Genomic DNA, 18,894 nt, shown 5'->3' on the forward strand with positions numbered 1-18,894 from the left:
CGCAACGCTGGGCGGGGCCAGCGGCAGGGCGAAGATTGCCGAATCAGACAGCGCATGCTATCGTCGATCGACCTTGGCTACCTCATCCGCTAACACGCCCTTATGCTGCATCCCCTGGCCAGCTTATGGCGCCATTCCGGGCGCGTGACTTTTTATGAGTCGGGCGGCGCATTTGGGCAATCGCTGTTCCAGGAACACATGGGCCGGTTTGGCCACGCGGCGGGCGCGCGCCGCCGCTTCAAATCCGCCGACGAGGCTTACGCATATTTACGCTTCTGGATGGGGGAGCCTGCCGCGCGCGCCGAACTTCAATGGGTGTTGCAGCGTTCTGGTCCGTCGCTGGCCACTGCGCGCGCCGGGGTAGATGGCTGGCTGCACGCGCTGGCGGGGCGCCTCGTCAATGGCGCCGTGATTGTTTACGAAGAAATGAGCAGGCAGGCAACGCCGGGGCGGCTGGTGGCGCCTTCGACGGCCAGCGCCATGTCGGCCGCCGCCGTGGCGGATTTGCCGGTGCTGGCTGCGCTGCCGCCGACCGTCCCGGTGGTGGAAAACCTGCTGCCCGCGCTCGAAGATATCCGCATCGAAGGCGCGGAAGTGTTGCCGGAATTGAACCAGTCGCTGGATCAGGTGCAGGCTGCCATCGGCACGGTCAGCGAAGCGTCGCTGTCGCTCGATCCCGCTCCCAGCAAAGTGGCAGCCATCCAGTCTGAAATCACGGCGGCAGCATCCAAAGCCAGCAGCACGTTGTCTTCGCTCTAACCGGATCGCCAGCCATGAAAGTCGTCGACCACGCACTGGAAGTTTTGCCGCAAAGCCCCGTGCGTATTGCCGACGCGATGAAGACGGCAGCCGATACCGTGGTTGAACAGGGCAAGACGTTTTCGGACCAGGTAACGTCGTGCGCTGCATCGCTGAAGACGGACATGCAGGCGGTGGCAGACCAGGTGGCCGCCATTCCGGATTTGCTGGACCCGCAACCCATCCTTGATTGCTGCACGGGCGTGCTGGAAAAAGCCGCCAGTGATTTGCGCAAGCTGGCCGATGACGCGGTTGCCATACCCCAGCGCCTGTTAAAGCAAGTGGAAGGCATACAGCCCATCATTGACTCAGCCAGGGATGCCGTCGATGCGATGAGCACCTTGCTGCCTGAACTGAAAGCGCTGGCGCCGGATTTCAGCGCGCAGCTTGCCTTCTTCAACTCCCTGCCATCGCGGGGACAGGCGCTGGCAGACCTGGCTGCGCGCAGCGGCGGCATCGTGCAGCAATATGGCCGCGACTTGCTGCCTCTGTCCCAGCAACTGCAGAAACTGGCGACCTTGCAGGCAGGGCCGGGCGGTGGCGCCGCCATGCTGGAAAGCGTGATGGCCAGGGCCGAGAGCTTGCAAAAAGATAGCCTGGCGCAAATCCAGGCGCTGCGCGATACGCTCGATGGCGACGTCGAAGATTTGAAGGCCGCCATGCAGCAAGCCACGGATGAAGTGGCGGACATGCTCGATGGCGCGTCGGACCTGGCGGGGGAAAAAGGTGCTGCGCTGCTGGCGCCGCTGCAAGCGCAAATTGATTACGTCGGTAACGTCCATGACGCGCTGGGTGACGAAGCGCGCGCTGCCGATGCCTTGTTTAACGATGGCATGGCGCAGCTGGACCGCATAGGCGACATCCTGTTCAAGCCGCTTGCCGAAGCACGGGCCCAGGTAGACCGCGTGATAGACCAGCTGGCGGGGGCGGCCGCCACGGTGGACGGCATGATTGCCAAAGCGCAGGAACCGATCGAGGGATTGAGCACGTTGCTGGACGTGATCGCCAAGGCATTGCAAGACGTGCTCGATGCCATCAAGGCGGAAGTCAATAACGTCGTGCAGTTGCTGATCGAGCTCGATGATGAGGTAGAAAACACCAAGTCCGTGCTGCGCGCACTGCCCGACAATTTTGTGCCTGTGCGGACCGCCATCGGCGATGCGATTGCCATGCTGCAGATGGTCAAAAACAATATCCCGCCATTTGTTGCGACAGCCAATGGCGCGCTGGATGCGGCTTCCAACGAGCTGGACCAGGCGGATGTTTTGTGCGACAACGCCATTGAAATTTGCACGAAATACCAGATGAAAGCGCCACCGCTGATGGCTGCGCGCGCCTTGTTTGTCGGTATCAAGACCACGATCCCAACCGTGAAAACCGCCATTGCCAGCGCGCGCAAAGCAGTCAGTGCAGCCGGTGCGCAGGCAGGCACGCTGATGGATACGGCAATCGGGCTGGTCGATGCGCTCAATCCCGTACTGGACCAGGCCATGGCGCAATTGCAAACGGCGATCGATGCGTTGCTGAATATCCTCGCGCAAATGCAAGCGGCCATGGAAAAAGTGCGCGATGCGGCCGAATCCATTCCACCGCTGTTGCAACAGCAGGCGGACAAAGTCACTGCCGCAGCGCGCCAAGTATTTGACCAGGTGCGCGATGCGGTGGAGCAGTGCCTGGCGAAGTTGCAGTGCGAAGAACTGGTACGGCGCTTGCAGCAAGAATTGTCGGATTTGCTGGACCGCACTTTTAAGCCGCTGGAAGCGCAAATTGCCGCCGCCAGCGCACCGCTGAAGGATGTGTTGCGCAAGGCGCAGGCAGAAGTGGGCAAGGGCGCTGTCGTGGCGCAAAACGGTTTGCAATCGCTGAGCAAGGCAATCGCGGGCGCAAAACAGCAAGCGGAAGTACCGATCCAGCAATTGCGCGATTTGCTGGGGACCGTGCAGGAAAAGATGCAGGCTGCCAGCGGCGCCGCGCAGCAGCAGGTTCGGCAGGGCGCGGATAAAGCATTGTCGTATGTGGACCAGGCTCGCGTTGCGATTGCCAGCCTGGATGTGCGCGCCATGGGCGGGCAGTTGGCGCCGTATGTGCAGCAATATGACGACGTGGCGGCCATGGTCGGGCAAGCGCAGGCGCTGGTGGAACGGGCCAGCACGATGTCCGTCGATGAATGGCAAGCGTTGGCGCAACAGGTGGGCGCCAACGCGCTGCAAATGGCAGTGCAGGCGGCGTCGCAGGCAGGCATTGATGTGGAAGCGGTGCGCGCTGCCGCGCAGGAGGCGCGTGACAGCGCCAAGGCGCAGGGCGAAGCGTTGCTGGACAGTGATGCCATCGCCGCCAAAGTGCAAGCCAGCTTTGACAGCATGAAAGCCGATGCGCAATCCGTCATTGCGGAGTCGGGCGCGGCGCTGGAGCAAATGTCCGGGTCGCTGGATCAGGCGCAGGCGGAGTCGGAAAGCGTGGCGGCGCCTTATGCGGGGGCGGGTGAGGAAGCGCTGGCCGATGTGCAGGCCAATGCAGACGAGGCTGCGGCGCAGGCGGAAGCAGCGCGCGAGGCGGAGCAAAGCCTGGCGGCAAATATCGCGGCTGCTGAAACGGGCGTGGGCGCTGCTGCGCAAGACGCGTTGGCGCAAACCACGGCCATGAAGGATGAGGCGCAAGCGGCCATCAATGCGGCTGCGGCCGATGTCGAAGGCGTCAAGGCACAAGTGAACGCCACGCGGGCGGATGCGATACAGGCGGAAGCTATTGTGGACGCGGAAGTGGTCAAGTATGGCGGGACGTCATCCAATGCCAATGCCAATGCCAATGCGGAGGCTGAGGCTGCAGAGACGGCGGCTGCGGGCGCGGCTGCGGCAGCGTTGGCTGGAGGGGCCGGGGCTGCTGCAAGCGGAGCGGATGATGGTTCTGCAGGCGAGGCTGCGGATCAGGCGAATTCCCGCGATCAGGCCGCTTCGAGCGATCAGGCGGCTGTTGGTGCGGATGCAGTGGCAGATCAGGCTGCGTCAGGCGATCAGGCGGCTACTGGTGCGGATACAGCGGCAGATCAGGCTGCGTCAGGCGATCAGGCGGCTGTTGGTGCGGATGCAGCGGCAGATCAGGCTGCGTCAGGAGATCAGGCGGCTGTTGGTTCGGATGCAGTGGCAGATCAGGCTGCGTCAGGCGATCAGGCGGCTGTTGGTGCGGATGCAGCGGCAGATCAGGCTGCTTTAGGTGATCAGGTGGCTGCTGGTACGGATGCAGCGGCAGATCAGGCTGCGTCAGGCGATCAGGCGGCTGTTGGTGCGGATGCAGCGGCAGATCAGGCTGCTTTAGGCGATCAGGCGGCTGTTGGTTCGGATGCAGTGGCAGATCAGGCTGCTTTAGGCGATCAGGCGGCTGTTGGTTCGGATACAGCGGCAGATCAGGCTGCGTCAGGCGGTCAGGCGGCTGTCGGCATGGATGCCGTAGCAAATGCGGCTGCTTCCAGGGAGCAGGCCGCTATTGGTGTAGATACGACAGCAGATCTGGCAGCGTCCGCCGATCAGGGCGCTGTTGATGCGGATATGGCCGCTGCCGAGGCGGGCAGTGGGGCAGCGGTGGGCGGCGCCGGAGATGGTGCAGTGCCTGAGCCACAAGCGGGGGCCTCAGCGTCTGAACCGCTGGAAGAAGCCGTTGTGGCGGCGCCTGAACAGCAGGCAGAATCTGGCTTGACAGCGGCTGGCTCGGATAGCGGCGACGATTCGTCTGGAACGGCAACTGCCGATGCAGCAGAGATGGCGGCCGGTGAAATGGCGCGTGATTTGAGTGCAGAGGAAGATCTTGCGTTGGCAGCCCTTGCTGCGGGAAGTGCCGCAAAACGTAAGGTATGGCCTGCGGACGGGGCAATGCCCGACGGTGCGTCAAAAGCTGCGCCAGAGGTGGCGCCGGCGGCATCGGATTCCGTATCCGTTACGCCAGCGGAGGAAGGAACAGCGGTGGAAACCGGCTCGGCGGCAGGTACCGATGCCAGTGCAGCCGCAACAGTCACCTCCGTCGCACCGCCAGATGCTGCGGCTGGCGGGCAAAGCAGGGCAGCAGGTACAGCGCCGGACTCAGCCGCCGCACCGGCCGGAACAGCCCCGGATGAGCCAGCGGCCACGAGCGCCGGAAATGGAGCAGGCTCCGCAGGTACGCAAGCTGGTGCTGTGGCGGAAACACCGGCCAGTGCGTCGGGCGAGGCGCCAGCAAGTCCAGCGGCTGGCGCTGGGGCGAATGCAGCGGCAGACTCTGCTGCAAGCGCAAATGCTGATCCTGCTGCGGATAACGCCGGCAGTGCGGCAGCGGATGCGAAAACTGATTCCGGCGCCAGTGCAACTGCCGACGCAAAACCGGGTGCCGCCGCTGGCACGGCGCCAGAAGCGCCGCCAGATTCAGCGGCGGGTACGCAAGCTGCCACTGCCGATACGGCTGCCGGTACAAGCACGAATGCAGCAGCGGGCGCGCCCGCTGGGGCTCAAGCTGACTCAGCAGCAAGTGCGCCGGCTGGATCGGCGCCCGGCTCAGCCGCCGACGCGGCAACTGATACAGCATCCGCTACGAAGCCAGATGCCTCTTCTAAGTCAACGGCAGGTACTCAAACAGGCTCTACTGCGGACGCATCGGCTGATGCGGGCGCAACATCGGCAGCCGGTGCAAAAGCCGAACCGGCCGCAGGTGCGGCACCCAGCACGTCAGTGGAATCAATATCCAATACAAACAATGACACTGCCGCAAGTGCAAACGCCAATCAGGCAGCAGGCTCGACCGTCAGCGCGCCAGCCGGAACGGAATCTGACACCGCTGCAGGTGCAGCATCGAACGTGGCCGCAAGCGCAAATGCCGATCAGGTATCAGGCTCGACTGCCGGAACGACAACCGATACCGCAGCAGGTCCGGCATCAGGTCCGGCAACTGGCGCGCATGCTGACAAGTCATCAGGCTCGACATCAAGTACGGACGCCGGCACAGCAGCAGGTGCTGCATCAAACCCGGCGGCCGGCCAGACTGGCGCAAGCAATACCACAAGTGCCAGCAGCGGCGCCCAAGCCCCCGCTGGCGACGCGTCCAGTAAAGACAGCTGGCTCGCTAAGTTGCGGGCTAAAACCAAGTCCCCCGGCAGCGATATCCAACCACCTTGACAAGGCTATTCAATGACGGTTTTGTAATGTATCCGGCACCGTAAAAACCCTTGTGCACATTGACGCCACAGGGCAACAGCCCGCCCATCGAAAAAGCTTGTTCATGATTTCGTTTACATCTATGATCAATTGCGTATCAGAAATGTAAACATTAACTCCGCTGCAGGCTCGGTCAACCCGACTGTCATTCACGAGTGTTTGCTGACTCGGCTGTTCTGATTGCCATAGCCTGTTTTCCCGTCGACCGCTTAGTCACTAATGTGAGGGTGTGAATGTCAGACAGCTTACAAAAATGGGTGGGACGCAACCGTCCACCGCGCGTACAAATCACATATGACGTCGAAATCGGCGGCGCCACCGAGAAGAAAGAGCTGCCGCTGGTTGTTGGCCTGATGGCCGACCTCTCCGGCAAGCCGCTGGTCCCACCGCCCAAACTCAAGGCCCGACGCCTGATCGAAATCGATCGCGATAATTTCAACGAAGTCATGGGCAAAATTGCTCCCCGCCTCGATATGTCCGTGCCGGACACGCTGAAGGGTGATGGCAATATTAAAGTCGAACTGAACTTCACCGAATACGACCACTTCCACCCAGAAGCTATTGTCAAGCAAGTGCCACGATTGGCCAAGCTGCTCGAAGTGCGCCAGCAATTGCGTGATTTGCTGGGCAAACTCGACGGCAACGATGAGCTGGATGCGCTGCTGGAAAACATCATCCAGAATTCCGAGGAACTCAAGACGCTCAAGGATCAGGGCGGCGGCGCCAACGGTAATGGCGCGGCGCACGCAGAATCCGAAGCGGCGCCTTCCTGATCGCGCGCCACGCGCGTATCCCCCTTATCGTTTGCAGTGAGCTAACTTAAGAGAGCTAACACATGGCCACTAATGAATCCGCTACAAGCGGTGCGTCGTCTGCCACCGCTAATGGCGAACTGAGCCTGCTGGACCGCATTGTTCAGGAAGGCAAGATGGCAATCGAGCCATCGCAAGATGCATATGCAAAAAAACTGCTGGGCCAATTCGCGACCCAGGTGCTGGATGAAGGCATGAAGGCTGCGCCGGACAAGGGCGTAGTTGCCATGATCAATGAGCGTGTGGCGGAAATCGACAAGATCCTGACGGACCAGTTGAACGCCATCATGCACCACGAAGAATTCCAGGAACTGGAAGCGTCGTGGCGCGGCCTGCACGACATGGTGTACGGCACGGAAACCGGCCCCAACCTGAAACTGCGCCTGCTGAACGTATCGAAGAAAGAATTGCTGAAAGACCTGGAAGGCGCCGTCGATCACGACATGAGCGTCCTGTTCAAAAAGGTCTACGAAGAAGAGTATGGCACCTTTGGCGGCCATCCTTATTCGCTGCTGATCGGCGACTACTATTTCGGCCGCCATCCACAAGACATGGCTTTGCTGCAGCGCTTGTCGAAAGTGGCTGCCGCAGCGCACGCACCGTTCATTACCGCCGCAGCGCCATCACTGTTCGACATGGCGGAATTCACCGACCTCGGTGTGCCGCGCGACATGTCGAAAATCTTCGAAAGCGCAGAACTGGCGTCGTGGCGCGGCTTCCGTGAATCGGAAGATTCCCGCTATGTGGCCATGGTGCTGCCACGCTACTCGGCCCGCCTGCCCTATGGCGCCAAGACCAATCCCGTCGAAAGCTTCAACTTCGAAGAAGATGTCGATGGCCGCGACCACAGCAAATACCTGTGGGCGAACTCCGCTTACCAGCTGGGCCTGCGCATCACCGATGCGTACGCCAAACACAGCTGGACCACCGCGATCCGCGGCGTGGAAGGCGGCGGCAAGATCACCGGCATGACGGCCCATACGTACAAAACGGATGAAGGCGACGTCGTGCTGAAGTGCCCAACCGAAGTGACGATCACGGACCGCCGTGAAAAAGAATTGAACGACCTGGGCTTCATTGCCGTCGTCAATTCCAAAGGCTCGGACTACGCTGCGTTCTTTGGCGGCCAGACCGTCAACAAGCCGAAGCTGTACAACCTGGATTCGGCCAACGCCAACGCGGCCCTGTCGTCGCGCCTGCCGTATGTGCTGGCGGCTTCCCGCTTCGCGCACTACATCAAGGTCATCATGCGTGACAAGGTGGGCAGCTTCCAGACCCGCGAAAGCGTGGAAAACTACCTGAACGCATGGCTCAGCTCTTACGTGCTGCTCAGCCCGAACGCGACGCAGGGCGAGAAGGCCCGCTTCCCGCTGGCCGAAGGCCGCGTGGACGTGACGGAAATGGCAGGCAAGCCGGGCGCGTATGCGGCGACCGTGTTCCTGCGGCCGCACTTCCAGATGGAAGAATTGACGACGTCGATACGCCTGGTGGCGGAATTGCCAGCCGCAGCGGCTTAATGCCCGCAATGATATGTGGGCGCCCGGCCTGAAGGCCCGGCGCCCACGTTATCGAATTCATTAAAATTTGGAGCCAGCAATGTCAGACGTACTCATTTTAGATTTGGGCAATACCATCAAGGGCAACTGCATGGTCAATGGCTATGTTGGTAAGATCATCGTGCTGTCGTACTCGCACAGCGCATCGATCCCCTTGCAAATGGACTCGGCCAACACCGAGCGTACCGCCGGCCGCCCAACGTTCTCGGAACTGTCGTTCACGAAAATGTCGGACTTGTCGACCACGGAACTGTACAAAGCCTGTACCCAGGGCAGCAAGATCGGTACCGCGACACTGTACGTGGGCCGCGTGGAAAATGGCGTGTACATGAGCTTCTTCAAGTACGAAATGACCAACGCCATGATTTCCCACATCAGCACGTCGGGCGGCGGCGGCCTGCCATCGGATTCGTTCTCGATCAGCTTCTCCAAGATCAAGTGCGACTACACGCAGCAGCAAGCCGACTCCACCTCGAAGGGTACCGGTACGTGGAACTGGAACCTGGAGACGATGAAAGCGGATTAATGCGGGTGTCTGCGTCAGGTATTGCGCCATGCCGGTGGGCCTCCGCCGGCATGGCGATGTTTTTACTGAGTTCCTATGTCCAAAGCCATTACGGCCGCAACAGTGCCGTTGTTTGACCGGCTTGCCGGCACACCGCACGCTTCATCCGATGGCCGGCTGCTCGATGGCGCTGGCTTGCAGCATTCCCTGCAGACTGATTTGCTACGTCTGTTCAATATCCGCAACGGTTTGACCATTTCCGAATACCTGCAAAGCGAGCCGACCGTTCTTGATTATGGTTTGCCCGACATGCTGGGCTTGTCCGCGCAAAATGACCAGGATTTGCTGGTCTGGTCCGATGTATTGCGCCACTGCCTGGCCCATTTCGAACCGCGCCTGTCGCACGTGCGGCTCGATGTGCGTCCCGATCCCGCCAACCCGTTTGGCGCCCGCGCCACGATCAGCGCAGTGGTGACGATGGGCCAGCAATTGTGCCGCGCTGAATTCGACATCGCGCTCGATGCCCGCTCGGCCGCACCGATAGCGGCATAACCGAGGGAGGAAAACGGTGAGCGACGATATCCTCGAATACTACCGCCGTGAACTGGCGTACCTGCGCACGCAGTCATCCGACTTTGCGCAGCGCTATCCGAAAGTCGCGCAGCGCCTGTCGCTCAGCGGAGGCGAGTCCACCGATCCTCACACGGAACGCTTGATCGAATCCGTCGCCTTCCTGACGGCGCGCGTGCACCGCGACCTGGACCGCGATTTTCCCAGCGTGGCCGGCGCCATGCTCGATAACCTGTGTCCCAGCCTGACGCAGCCCGTGCCGGCAATGACCATCATGCGCATGCAGCTCGATCCGTCGCAGGGCAAGGTCATGGCAGGCATGCCGGTGGCGCGCGGCGCCATGCTGTCGGCCACGGCGGCCAATGGCGAGAATTGCCGTTTTCGCGTCGCGTGGGATACGACGCTATGGCCGCTCGACGTGACCAGCGTGAAAATGGAAGACACGCGCACGCTGCGCCTTGACCTGACATGTGCGGCCGGCGTTGATGTCTCTGAACTGGAACTCGATACCTTGCGCCTGCATTTGGCGGGCGATTTGCTGACCACGATGCCGCTGCATGAATTGCTGGTCAGTGGCGTGGAACGGATTGAGTTGCAGGCGGGCGGCGGTGCGCTGCACCGTCTGGGACCGCGCAGCCTGGCCGAAGTGGGTTTTGCCGAAGATGAAGCGATCCTCGCGCAGCCGACGCACGCGCATCCAGCCTATGCGCTGCTGCAGGAATACTTTGCCTTCCCCCGCAAATTCCAGTTCTTTGACTTGCACGGCTTGCGCGGCATGCTGGGTGAAGGGACAGGCTTTTCCATCCGCTTTGTATTCAACCGCAGCGCCCGCGTACTGTCGCAATTGAGCGCCGATCATTTCCTGCTGGGCTGCGTGCCGGCTGTGAACCTGTTTCCCGTCACCAGTGAACCGATCCGCATGGACCGGCGCAGCTATGAATACTTGCTGATGCCGGACTACCAGCGCGACGCCACGATGGAAGTGCATTCCGTCGTTGCGGTGACGGCATCCGATCCCCGCGCCGGCCGGCCCGACGTGATCCCCAGCGTGTTTTCCGAACTGGATCCGGAAACACCGCTGGATGCCGGTGTGTTCTGGTCGCTGCGGCGTGAAACCAGCCTGCGCAAGGGCATCAGCGGCACGGACGTCTACCTGAGCTTTGTGGACCGCCACGACGTGCGCACGGAGCCTGCCGAACCGGTGGTGTATGCGAGCCTGCTGTGCACCAACCGCAATCTGGCCGAACAAATCGGCCCCGGCACCCGTTTCTATGGCGAAGGCATTTCCACGTCCACGCAAATCCGCGCGCTCTACCAGCCCAGCGCACAGCGACCGCCCGTGGTCGACATCAAGGCGCTGTGGTCGCTGGTGGCGTTGCTGCGGCTGAATCACCGGTCGCTGGTCGATGGCAGCACCAGCGTGCACACGCTGCAGCAAATGCTGATGCTGTTTGCCGGCGACAGCGCGCGCGACCAGGGCCAGGTGCGCGGCGTGAAAAGTATGACGGCCCGTTCAGCCACGGCCCGCGTCGGGCGTGACACGTGGCGCGGCCACTGCCGCGGCATCGACGTGGTGCTGGAATTTGATCCGGATGCGTTTGTCGGCACGTCGCCGCTGGTGCTGGCCGGTGTGCTGTCGCGCTTCTTTGCGTTGTACACGTCGGCCAATTCGTTTGTCCGGCTGGCGGTTTCGCGCAACGGCGAACCGTGGATGCAGTGGCCTGCCATGAGTGGACGGCAATGCCTGATTTGATCGCACAGTTGCGCGAGCAACCCCACGACTTCGACTTGTTCCAGGCCATCAGCCTGCTGGAGCGGGCGGAGCCGGACCGTGCCGCCGTCGGCACGTCGGTGGGGCTTGATGAAGCATTGCGGCTGACGGCCCAGGTCAGCCATTCATTTGCGCCCAGCGATATCGGCGCGTTGCACGACAGCAGGCAGCCGGGGCCGCCGCTGACGCTGGCATCGCCCGTGTTGTCGCTGGCGGGACCGGGCGGACCGTTGCCGACGCCGCTGTCGGAATTGCTGCTGGAGCGGCGCCGCCTGCGCGACACGTCGGGCCTGGAATTCCTCGATATCTTCAACCAGCGCCTGCTGGCGTTCTTGTACCGCAGCCGCCGCAAGCATCACCTGGCGCTGAGCGCCGCCGCTTCCGACCACGCGCCGCTGGTGCGCTGCCTCGATGCCATGGCCAGCCTGGGCCGCGCGGAAGGCGTACGCGGACCGCATGGCGAACAAGTGTGGCTGCGCCATGCGGGCGTGCAAGGCGCGGCGCCCCGTTCGATGATGACCTTGCTGGCCGTCGTGCGCGACCGGCTTGGCGTGCGCTTCGGCGGCAAGCAATTTGTCGGCGGCTGGCATACGCTGGCGCCGGATGACCGGGCGCGCCTGTATAGTCCGGGCAGCTCGGCGCCGCCGCAAGCGGGCCTCGGCATGGGCATGGCGCTGGGTGCGCGGGCGTGGGACCAGTGTGCGGGCCTGGCGCTGGATGCGCCGCCACTGCAACCGGCGCAATTTGCCGCGCTGCTGCCTGGCGGGAAAGACAATGCCATGCTGACGTGGCTGGTGGGCCGCCACTTGCAAAGCGCCATGCAAGTGGAATTGAAACTGGATCTGGCCACCAAGCCTGCGACGCGGCTGGGCGACCGCTCGCCGGTGGCGCCCCGTTTGGGCTTGAGCGCGTGGCTGTGCAGCCCCGCAGGCGAGGGCGCCAGCCGGGAAAATGCCACGGCGTATGCGGTCAATCAGGCGGCAGCGCAAGGCGCCGGTGCGCATCCCGGCGCAGCGGCGAGCCACACGCCGGGCAGTGGCGGCGTGCGCCGCGCTGCCCACTATCGCCAGCCGCGCTTCCTGTTAGCCATTGATGCACCGGAAGGGAATTGACCGACATGGATATTGACATCCGCACCTTGCTGGGCAAGCTGAATCCCGAGTGCAAACGCGCAATGGGCCAGGCCGCGGAATTGTGCGTCAAGCACACGCACTTCAACGTTGACCTCGAACACTTGCTGTTTGTGCTGCTGGAAAACCAGGCGCCGGATTTAAAGCTGATCCTGCAGCAATTCAATATCGCGGACACCGCCGTATCGGCGCAACTGCAGCGCAGCATGGATAACTTCAAGCGGGGCAATGGCCGCACGCCGGCGCTGTCGCCGCATTTCGTACCGCTATTCCAGGAAGCGTGGCTGCTCAGCTCCATGCTGCTGGGCAGCCAGCAAGTGCGCTCCGGCACGCTGTTGCTGGCCATGCTGGAAGTGGACAGCTTGCGCGGCTTGCTGATCGAGACAGCGCCAGACTTATTGAAGCTGCCGCGCGAACAATTGAAAAACGGGCTGGCCACGCTGCTGTCCGGTTCCGCGGAAGATGGCGGCACGGCCGTGGTGGCGCCGGCGGCTTCCGCAGGCGCGGGTGCGGCAGGCAATATGCCGACGTTGAAAGGCAGTGGCGCGACACCGGCGCTGGACCAGTACACGGTGGACCTGACGGCGCAGGCACGGGCGGGCAAAATCGATCCTATTCGCGGCCGCGATAATGAAATCCGCCAGATTGTCGATATCCTGCTGCGGCGCCGCCAAAACAATCCGATCTTGACGGGCGAAGCGGGTGTCGGCAAAACAGCGGTCGTGGAAGGCTTTGCCCAGCGCATTGCACAGGGCCTCGTACCGCCGTCGCTGGCGCATGCCGTGGTGCGTTCGCTGGACCTGGCGCTGTTGCAGGCTGGCGCCGGCATCAAGGGTGAATTTGAAAACCGGTTGAAATCCGTGATTGCCGAAGTACTGGCGTCCACCACGCCCATCATCCTGTTCATCGACGAAGCGCACCAGTTGATAGGCGCCGGTGGCGCCGAAGGGCAGGGCGATGCAGCGAATTTATTGAAACCCGCGCTGGCGCGGGGCGAGTTGCGCACGATTGCCGCCACCACGTGGGCCGAATATAAAAAATACGTGGAACGCGATCCCGCGCTGGCGCGGCGCTTCCAGGTCGTCAAAGTCGAGGAGCCGGAACCGGACGCCGCCATCGGCATGTTGCGCGGCATGGTGGCGACACTGGAAAAACACCACGGCGTGGAAATCCTCGATGAAGCCGTGACGGATGCCGTGCGCCTGTCGCACCGCTATATCTCCGGCCGCCAGTTGCCGGATAAGGCCATCAGCGTGCTCGATACGGCATGCGCCCGCGTGGCCGTGGGCCAGGCCGGGGCGCCGCCGCAAATCGAAGCGCTGGAACACGACATCGTGCTGGCAGAAGAAGCGCTGCGCGTGGCGCGCCAGCGGCATGCGCGCGGCGAAGGCCAGGCCAGCGCCATCACGCAGCTCGATACCCGCTTGACGGCGCTGCGCGAACGGCAAGCCAGGCTGACGCAAAAGCTGGCCGATGAGCGGCACGCAGTCGATGAAATCCTTGCGCTGCGCCGCCAGATCGCGGAACAGCCCGATGCGACGGGCGCCGTGGCAGCCGCCGATGAAGAAGAATTGAAGTCGCGCGGCGACCAGTTGCAGCGGCTGCAAAAAGGGCTGGAAGCCATCCAGGACGATGAACCGCTGGTGCCCGTGTGCGTGGATTCAAAAATCGTGGCCGATGTGATTTCCGGCTGGACCGGCATCCCCGTGGGGAAAATGCTGGCCGATGAAATCCACACGGTGCTGCAATTGAAAGAACATTTATGCGAACGCGTGGTCGGCCAAGACCAGGCGCTCGATGCGATTTCGCGCCGCGTGCGCACGTTCCGCGCCGAACTCGATGACCCCGGCAAGCCGGTCGGCGTGTTCATGCTGGTGGGCCCGAGCGGCGTGGGCAAGACGGAAACCGCGATTGCGCTGGCGGACATGCTGTATGGCGGCGAGCGCAATATGGTCACCATCAATATGTCGGAATTTCAGGAACCCCATTCGATTTCCAGCCTGAAGGGGGCCCCGCCCGGTTATGTCGGCTACGGCAAAGGCGGTGTGCTGACGGAAGCCGTGCGGCGCCGCCCCTATTGCGTGGTGCTGCTCGATGAAATGGAAAAAGCGCACCCGGACGTGCTGGAACTGTTTTTCCAGGTGTTCGACAAGGGCACGATGGAAGATGGCGAAGGCATATCCATCGACTTTAAAAACACGCTGATTTTATTGACGTCGAATGCGGCGCAAGATGTCATCACGCAAGCGTGCGCCAATGGCCAGCGCCCCGACCCTGAAAAGCTGGTGGAACAGTTGCGCCCCCACTTGCTGCGCAAATTCAGTCCCGCATTCCTTGGCCGCCTCGTGCTGGTGCCGTATTATCCGCTGGGCGATGAACAGATCCGCAATATCGTGGATTTGAAACTGGCCAAGCTGGCGGCCCGCTTTGCGGAAAACCATCGCGCCAAATTCACGTGGGATGACCAGGTGACGGCCGTGGTGACGGCGCGCTGCACGGAAGTCGACAGCGGCGCCCGCAACATTGATTACATCCTGACGCAGACTGTGTTGCCCTTGCTGTCGTCGCTGGTGCTGGAGCGCATGTCGATGCAAAAGCCGTTTACAGCAATCCACATGAGCGTGGACGCCGACGAGCAATTCCATTACACGTTCCGTAACTGACTTGGTGAACTCATTCAGCGCACTCATTCAGCGAACTAATTAAGCGAACTCATCCGTGAAGACAGGTTATAAGCAGCCAGGTGGTTTGTTATCCATCACGTCGCCGTTCGGCGCCGATGACTTGCTGCTGGACGCCGTCGAAGGGACGGAAGGCATTTCCGAACTGTTCAAGTTCAACCTGTATATGCGCTCCGGCAGCACCAGCCTGAGCGCGGCCACGGTTGTGGGCAAGACCGTGACGGTTACCATGAACGTGACAGGCGCCACCAAGCGCTACATCACTGGCATGGTGTCGCGCTTTACGCAAAGCGGCTATGACGTGGATTTCGCCACGTATGAAATTGAACTGGTGCCGATGCTGTGGCTGCTGACGTTGTCGCGCGACCGCAAGATTTACCAGGCCAAGAAAGTCACGGAAATCATCGCGGCCGTGCTGGGCGATTTTGGTATCACGTTCGACGACAAGACCACGCAAACCTACACGGCAATCGACTATTGCGTGCAATACGATGAAACCGCGTTTGATTTCATCAGCCGCCTGATGGAGCAAGCCGGCATCTTTTACTTTTTCACGCACACCAGCAGCGCCCACACGATGGTGCTGGGCGATGCGTCGTCGAATTTCGCCGATTGCACCGGGGCGGCGACGGTGCGCTTTTTCCCGTCCACGGGCATGGCGAACGCCATCGATACCGTGTCGCGCTTTGCCTATGAAAATGGCATCGGCGTGAAGAAAGCCACCGTCAATGACTATGATTTCGTCAATCCCAGCACGTCGCTGGAAGGCACGCATTCGGGCAGTGCAGGCAGCGGCGCCGTGTATGAATTTGCTACCGGCCACTTGACGGCCAGCGCCGCCACGGCCATTGCCAAGCTGCGCGTGGAAGCCAGCCAGGTCAACACGGCGGTATTGCGCGGCGATAGCTATTGCTACCTGTTCCAGGCCGGTTCCAAGTTCACGCTGAAAGACCACTTTGTCAGTTCGCTCAATGCCGCGTATGTGCTGCGGCGCGTGCACCACACAGCGCGCGACGACTTGTACATCAACTCGTTTGAAGCGTTTCCCGCCACCGTGCCATTCCGCCCGCCGGTGCAGACAGCGCGGCCCCGTGCGGTCGGCTGTGAAACCGCACTGGTGGTGGGGCCCAGCGGCGAAGAAATCTGGACCGATGCGCATGGCCGCATCAAGGTGCAATTCCCGTGGGACCGCGATGGCGCCAAGGATGACAAGAGTTCACCGTTTATCCGCGTGGCGCAATCGGTGGCCGGCAAAGGGTTTGGCGCACTGTTCCTGCCCCGGGTCGGACAGGAAGTCGTCATCACGTACCTGAACGGCGACCCGGAACGGCCGATGGTGACGGGCTGTGTCTACAACGGTGAAAACACGCCGCCGGTGACGTTGCCGGCGAATCAGACGCAGACCGTGATGCGCACGTGGTCATCGAAGCAGGGCGCGGCCGGCAATGAGCTGCGGTTTGAGGACAAGAAGGATTCCGAACAGCTGTACATGCATGCGCAAAAAGACATGCTGGTGGAAATCGAAAATGCGCTGACCACGACCATCAAGAAAGGGGCGGAAACCCATACGCTGACGGAGGGCGACCGCACAGTCGATGTCCAGAAGGGCAAGGAAACCCACAATGTCAAAGGCACGCGCGAAGTCACGGTGACGGGCGACGAAACGCACACCAATAAAGCCAAGTACACGCACAAGGTGACGGGCGACTATGCGCTGACCATCGATGGCAAATTGACGATTACTGTCACGGGCGCCGTCAGCATCAAGGGCAGCGCCGCCGTGGCGCTGGAAGCGGGAACCACGCTGAATGCAAAGGCGGGGACGGCGTTCACGGCCAAGGCAGGCACGGAATTGACCAACGATGCGGGCACCAACCTGACCAACAAGGCGGGCATGAAGATGGTGAACCAGGGAGGTGTCCAGATGGATAACAAGGCGCCTATCATCAACAGCAAGGCGGACGCCACGCAAACCGTGGAGGCGGGCGCCATGCTGACCCTCAAGGGTGCGCTGACCAAGGTGAATTGACGTGGAACCGGTATTGCTTGAAGAGCACGACGACGAAGGCCGTTTGCTGCAGCGCTGCTGGCTGCGCGACGGTGTGTTGCACGGCGTGCTGGAAAAATACAACCCTGCCGGTCAGGTGATGTTGAAAATCAATTTTGAATCGGGCAAGATGGATGGAACGTCAACGGTCTACGCGGACGATGGCCAGCTGGTGCAGCGCACGCCCTACCGCAATGGCGTGGTGCACGGGGTCGTGGAAACCTATGCGCATGGCCGCTGTATTTCGCGCCAGACCATGCTCGATGGCGTTGCCTGCGGACCGTCGGAATCGTTTGATGAAGCAGGCTTGCTGACCTCATCCGTCACGATGAAGGATGGGAAGATTGATGGCCCGGCAGAGTTTTTCCGCGAAGGGACGCGGGTGCGCAAGTCGTTCTATCGTGCCGACTTGCTGGAAGGGGAGTCCACGGATTTCGATGTGCAAGGCAACGTGGTGCAGGCTTGTACGTACCGTGCGAATTTGCTGCATGGGCCGCTGCGCCGCTACTGGCCGGACGGTACCTTGATGGAGGAAGTGCATTACCGCGACGGCAAGCCTCTGGGACCGCCGGCGCGCTTTGACCAGAAAGGGCGGCGCACCGGCAACGCCGCCGCCACGCCAGCGCTGCTGGACCGCCTGCAGGCACTCGTACGCGGCGATTGACGCCGCGCCAGACCACGGCTCATCTTTGCCAACTGATTTTGCCAACATAGATAGGCGATACCATGGAATACCGATTCAGCCTGACGCCGCGCCTGATTTCACTGGCAGCTTTTGCGCTCGTGGCCCTGATGGTGCTGTTGTTTGCGCTGGGTTACCAGGTCGGCTCCAGCTTGAACCAGCCCGCAACGGCTGCCGCCGTCGCCGCCGAATTGCAGCGCCAGGCCACGGCGAAGGCCGCCAGCGAAGCCGCGCAAGCCGCCACTCCAGTCACTGACAAGGCACACGCCGTGCAGAAAGCCATCCCGTGAAGACGCTCCGCTTATTCAACGCCGTGGCGGCGGTGGTGCTGGCAACGCTGGCGCTGGTGGCGTCCGCGTCGCCGCAAGGGGCCAAGGCTGCCGATGCGGCGCAGCCCTCCCGTTCGCCGCTGGTGAAAGTAGCCGATGGCCGCATGCTGGCGCCCGATATCGCACGCATCGTCAACCAGGGCGAATTGGTGGTGGCCATGCTGTCCACCGACACGCCGCCGTTTTTCTATGCTGAAGGCGGCAATCTGGCCGGCACGGACGTCGATCTGGCCCGCCTGGTCGGCAGTGAACTGGGCGTGCCTGTGCGTTTCGACCGCAGCGCCAAGACGTATGACGGCGTCGTGGAAGCCGTGGCAGAAGGCCGCGCCGACCTGGGTATCAGCCGCCTGGCGCGCACGTTGAAGCGGGGCCAAATGGTGCACTTCTCGAATACGTACATGAAACTCAGCCACGCACTGCTGATCAACCGCGTGAACTTTGCCGCCATCGCGGGCGAACAGCCGCTGCCGCAAGTGATCCGCAATTTCAATGGCACGCTGGGCGTGATTGCCGGTTCGTCATGGGAAGAATTCGGCCGCCGCAATTTCCCGAAAGCGAAGCTGGTGGCGTATCCCACGTGGGCGGACGTCGTCAACGCCGTCAAGAAGGGCGACGTGGTGGCCGCGTACCGCGACGAACTGGAAGTGCTGCAAATCTTGAAGAAGGACCCCGGCCTGGCGCTGACCCTGCGCACCGTGACGTTCAGCGACATGGAATCCACACTGAGCCTGATGGTGGGCGTGCGCGACCCCACGTTGCTGTCGTTTGTAAATGAAGTCATCGCGCAGCGGGCTGACAAGCCTACTGTGAACAGCTTGCTGAAGACGCTCAAATGACGC

General features: G+C 61.9%; 13 protein-coding genes. All 13 read left to right on the top strand.

Going from position 1 to position 18,894, the window contains the following annotated elements:
- The first annotated feature begins 102 nt into the window (after positions 1–102).
- Positions 103–759 carry a hypothetical protein gene (locus GM668_RS16745; protein ID WP_155440097.1) on the top strand — a complete coding sequence of 219 codons (657 nt, stop codon included), beginning with the start codon at positions 103–105 and terminating at the stop codon, positions 757–759.
- A 14-nt stretch (positions 760–773) separates the two neighbouring features.
- On the top strand, positions 774–5,933 hold the full coding sequence (locus GM668_RS16750) for a hypothetical protein (RefSeq protein WP_155440098.1): 5,160 nt from the start codon (positions 774–776) through the stop codon (positions 5,931–5,933).
- Between the two features lie 272 nt (positions 5,934–6,205).
- Positions 6,206–6,745 (top strand): type VI secretion system contractile sheath small subunit, encoded by a 540-nt coding sequence (gene tssB, locus GM668_RS16755; RefSeq protein WP_155440099.1) that lies wholly within the window; start codon positions 6,206–6,208, stop codon positions 6,743–6,745.
- Positions 6,746–6,807: 62 nt separating this feature from the next.
- Positions 6,808–8,301 carry a type VI secretion system contractile sheath large subunit gene (gene tssC / locus GM668_RS16760; RefSeq protein WP_155440100.1) on the top strand — a complete coding sequence of 498 codons (1,494 nt, stop codon included), beginning with the start codon at positions 6,808–6,810 and terminating at the stop codon, positions 8,299–8,301.
- 79 nt (positions 8,302–8,380) lie between these two features.
- Positions 8,381–8,866, top strand: coding sequence for an Hcp family type VI secretion system effector (locus tag GM668_RS16765; RefSeq protein WP_155440101.1), 486 nt, complete (start codon positions 8,381–8,383; stop codon positions 8,864–8,866).
- A 75-nt stretch (positions 8,867–8,941) separates the two neighbouring features.
- The gene (gene tssE / locus GM668_RS16770) at positions 8,942–9,397 is read left to right on the top strand and encodes a type VI secretion system baseplate subunit TssE (RefSeq protein WP_155440102.1); all 456 of its coding nucleotides are present in this window, start codon (positions 8,942–8,944) and stop codon (positions 9,395–9,397) included.
- Positions 9,398–9,413: 16 nt separating this feature from the next.
- Positions 9,414–11,168 carry a type VI secretion system baseplate subunit TssF gene (gene tssF / locus GM668_RS16775; protein ID WP_170305670.1) on the top strand — a complete coding sequence of 585 codons (1,755 nt, stop codon included), beginning with the start codon at positions 9,414–9,416 and terminating at the stop codon, positions 11,166–11,168.
- Positions 11,156–12,298, top strand: a complete 1,143-nt coding sequence (gene tssG, locus GM668_RS16780) for a type VI secretion system baseplate subunit TssG (RefSeq protein WP_155440103.1) — start codon at positions 11,156–11,158, stop codon at positions 12,296–12,298. Before tssF ends, tssG begins: the two co-directional genes overlap by 13 nt.
- 5 nt (positions 12,299–12,303) lie before the next feature.
- Positions 12,304–14,979, top strand: coding sequence for a type VI secretion system ATPase TssH (gene tssH, locus GM668_RS16785; RefSeq protein WP_155440104.1), 2,676 nt, complete (start codon positions 12,304–12,306; stop codon positions 14,977–14,979).
- A gap of 55 nt (positions 14,980–15,034) precedes the next feature.
- On the top strand, positions 15,035–17,026 hold the full coding sequence (locus GM668_RS16790; protein ID WP_170305671.1) for a type VI secretion system tip protein TssI/VgrG: 1,992 nt from the start codon (positions 15,035–15,037) through the stop codon (positions 17,024–17,026).
- A 1-nt stretch (position 17,027) separates the two neighbouring features.
- Positions 17,028–17,708 carry a toxin-antitoxin system YwqK family antitoxin gene (locus GM668_RS16795; protein WP_371868720.1) on the top strand — a complete coding sequence of 227 codons (681 nt, stop codon included), beginning with the start codon at positions 17,028–17,030 and terminating at the stop codon, positions 17,706–17,708.
- Between the two features lie 62 nt (positions 17,709–17,770).
- Entirely contained in the window at positions 17,771–18,016 is a 246-nt protein-coding gene (locus tag GM668_RS16800; RefSeq protein ID WP_155440105.1) for a hypothetical protein, read from the top strand.
- Positions 18,013–18,891, top strand: a complete 879-nt coding sequence (locus tag GM668_RS16805; RefSeq protein WP_371868721.1) for a substrate-binding periplasmic protein — start codon at positions 18,013–18,015, stop codon at positions 18,889–18,891. The genes GM668_RS16800 and GM668_RS16805 overlap by 4 nt, the downstream gene beginning before the upstream one ends.
- Positions 18,892–18,894: the final 3 nt, after the last annotated feature.

Origin of the sequence: Pseudoduganella ginsengisoli, from assembly GCF_009720865.1 — a bacterium.
Taxonomy (GTDB): Bacteria; Pseudomonadota; Gammaproteobacteria; order Burkholderiales; family Burkholderiaceae_D; genus Rugamonas; species Rugamonas ginsengisoli.

Bases quoted from the DNA above. Each gene is read 5' to 3' on its own strand.
- tssB (WP_155440099.1), top strand. From the start codon at position 6,206: ATGTCAGACAGCTTACAAAAATGGGTGGGACGCAACCGTCCACCGCGC.
- tssE (WP_155440102.1), top strand. From the start codon at position 8,942: ATGTCCAAAGCCATTACGGCCGCAACAGTGCCGTTGTTTGACCGGCTT.
- tssH (WP_155440104.1), top strand. From the start codon at position 12,304: ATGGATATTGACATCCGCACCTTGCTGGGCAAGCTGAATCCCGAGTGC.
- tssG (WP_155440103.1), top strand. From the start codon at position 11,156: ATGCCTGATTTGATCGCACAGTTGCGCGAGCAACCCCACGACTTCGAC.
- tssC (WP_155440100.1), top strand. From the start codon at position 6,808: ATGGCCACTAATGAATCCGCTACAAGCGGTGCGTCGTCTGCCACCGCT.
- GM668_RS16745 (WP_155440097.1), top strand. From the start codon at position 103: ATGCTGCATCCCCTGGCCAGCTTATGGCGCCATTCCGGGCGCGTGACT.
- GM668_RS16800 (WP_155440105.1), top strand. From the start codon at position 17,771: ATGGAATACCGATTCAGCCTGACGCCGCGCCTGATTTCACTGGCAGCT.
- GM668_RS16750 (WP_155440098.1), top strand. From the start codon at position 774: ATGAAAGTCGTCGACCACGCACTGGAAGTTTTGCCGCAAAGCCCCGTG.
- GM668_RS16765 (WP_155440101.1), top strand. From the start codon at position 8,381: ATGTCAGACGTACTCATTTTAGATTTGGGCAATACCATCAAGGGCAAC.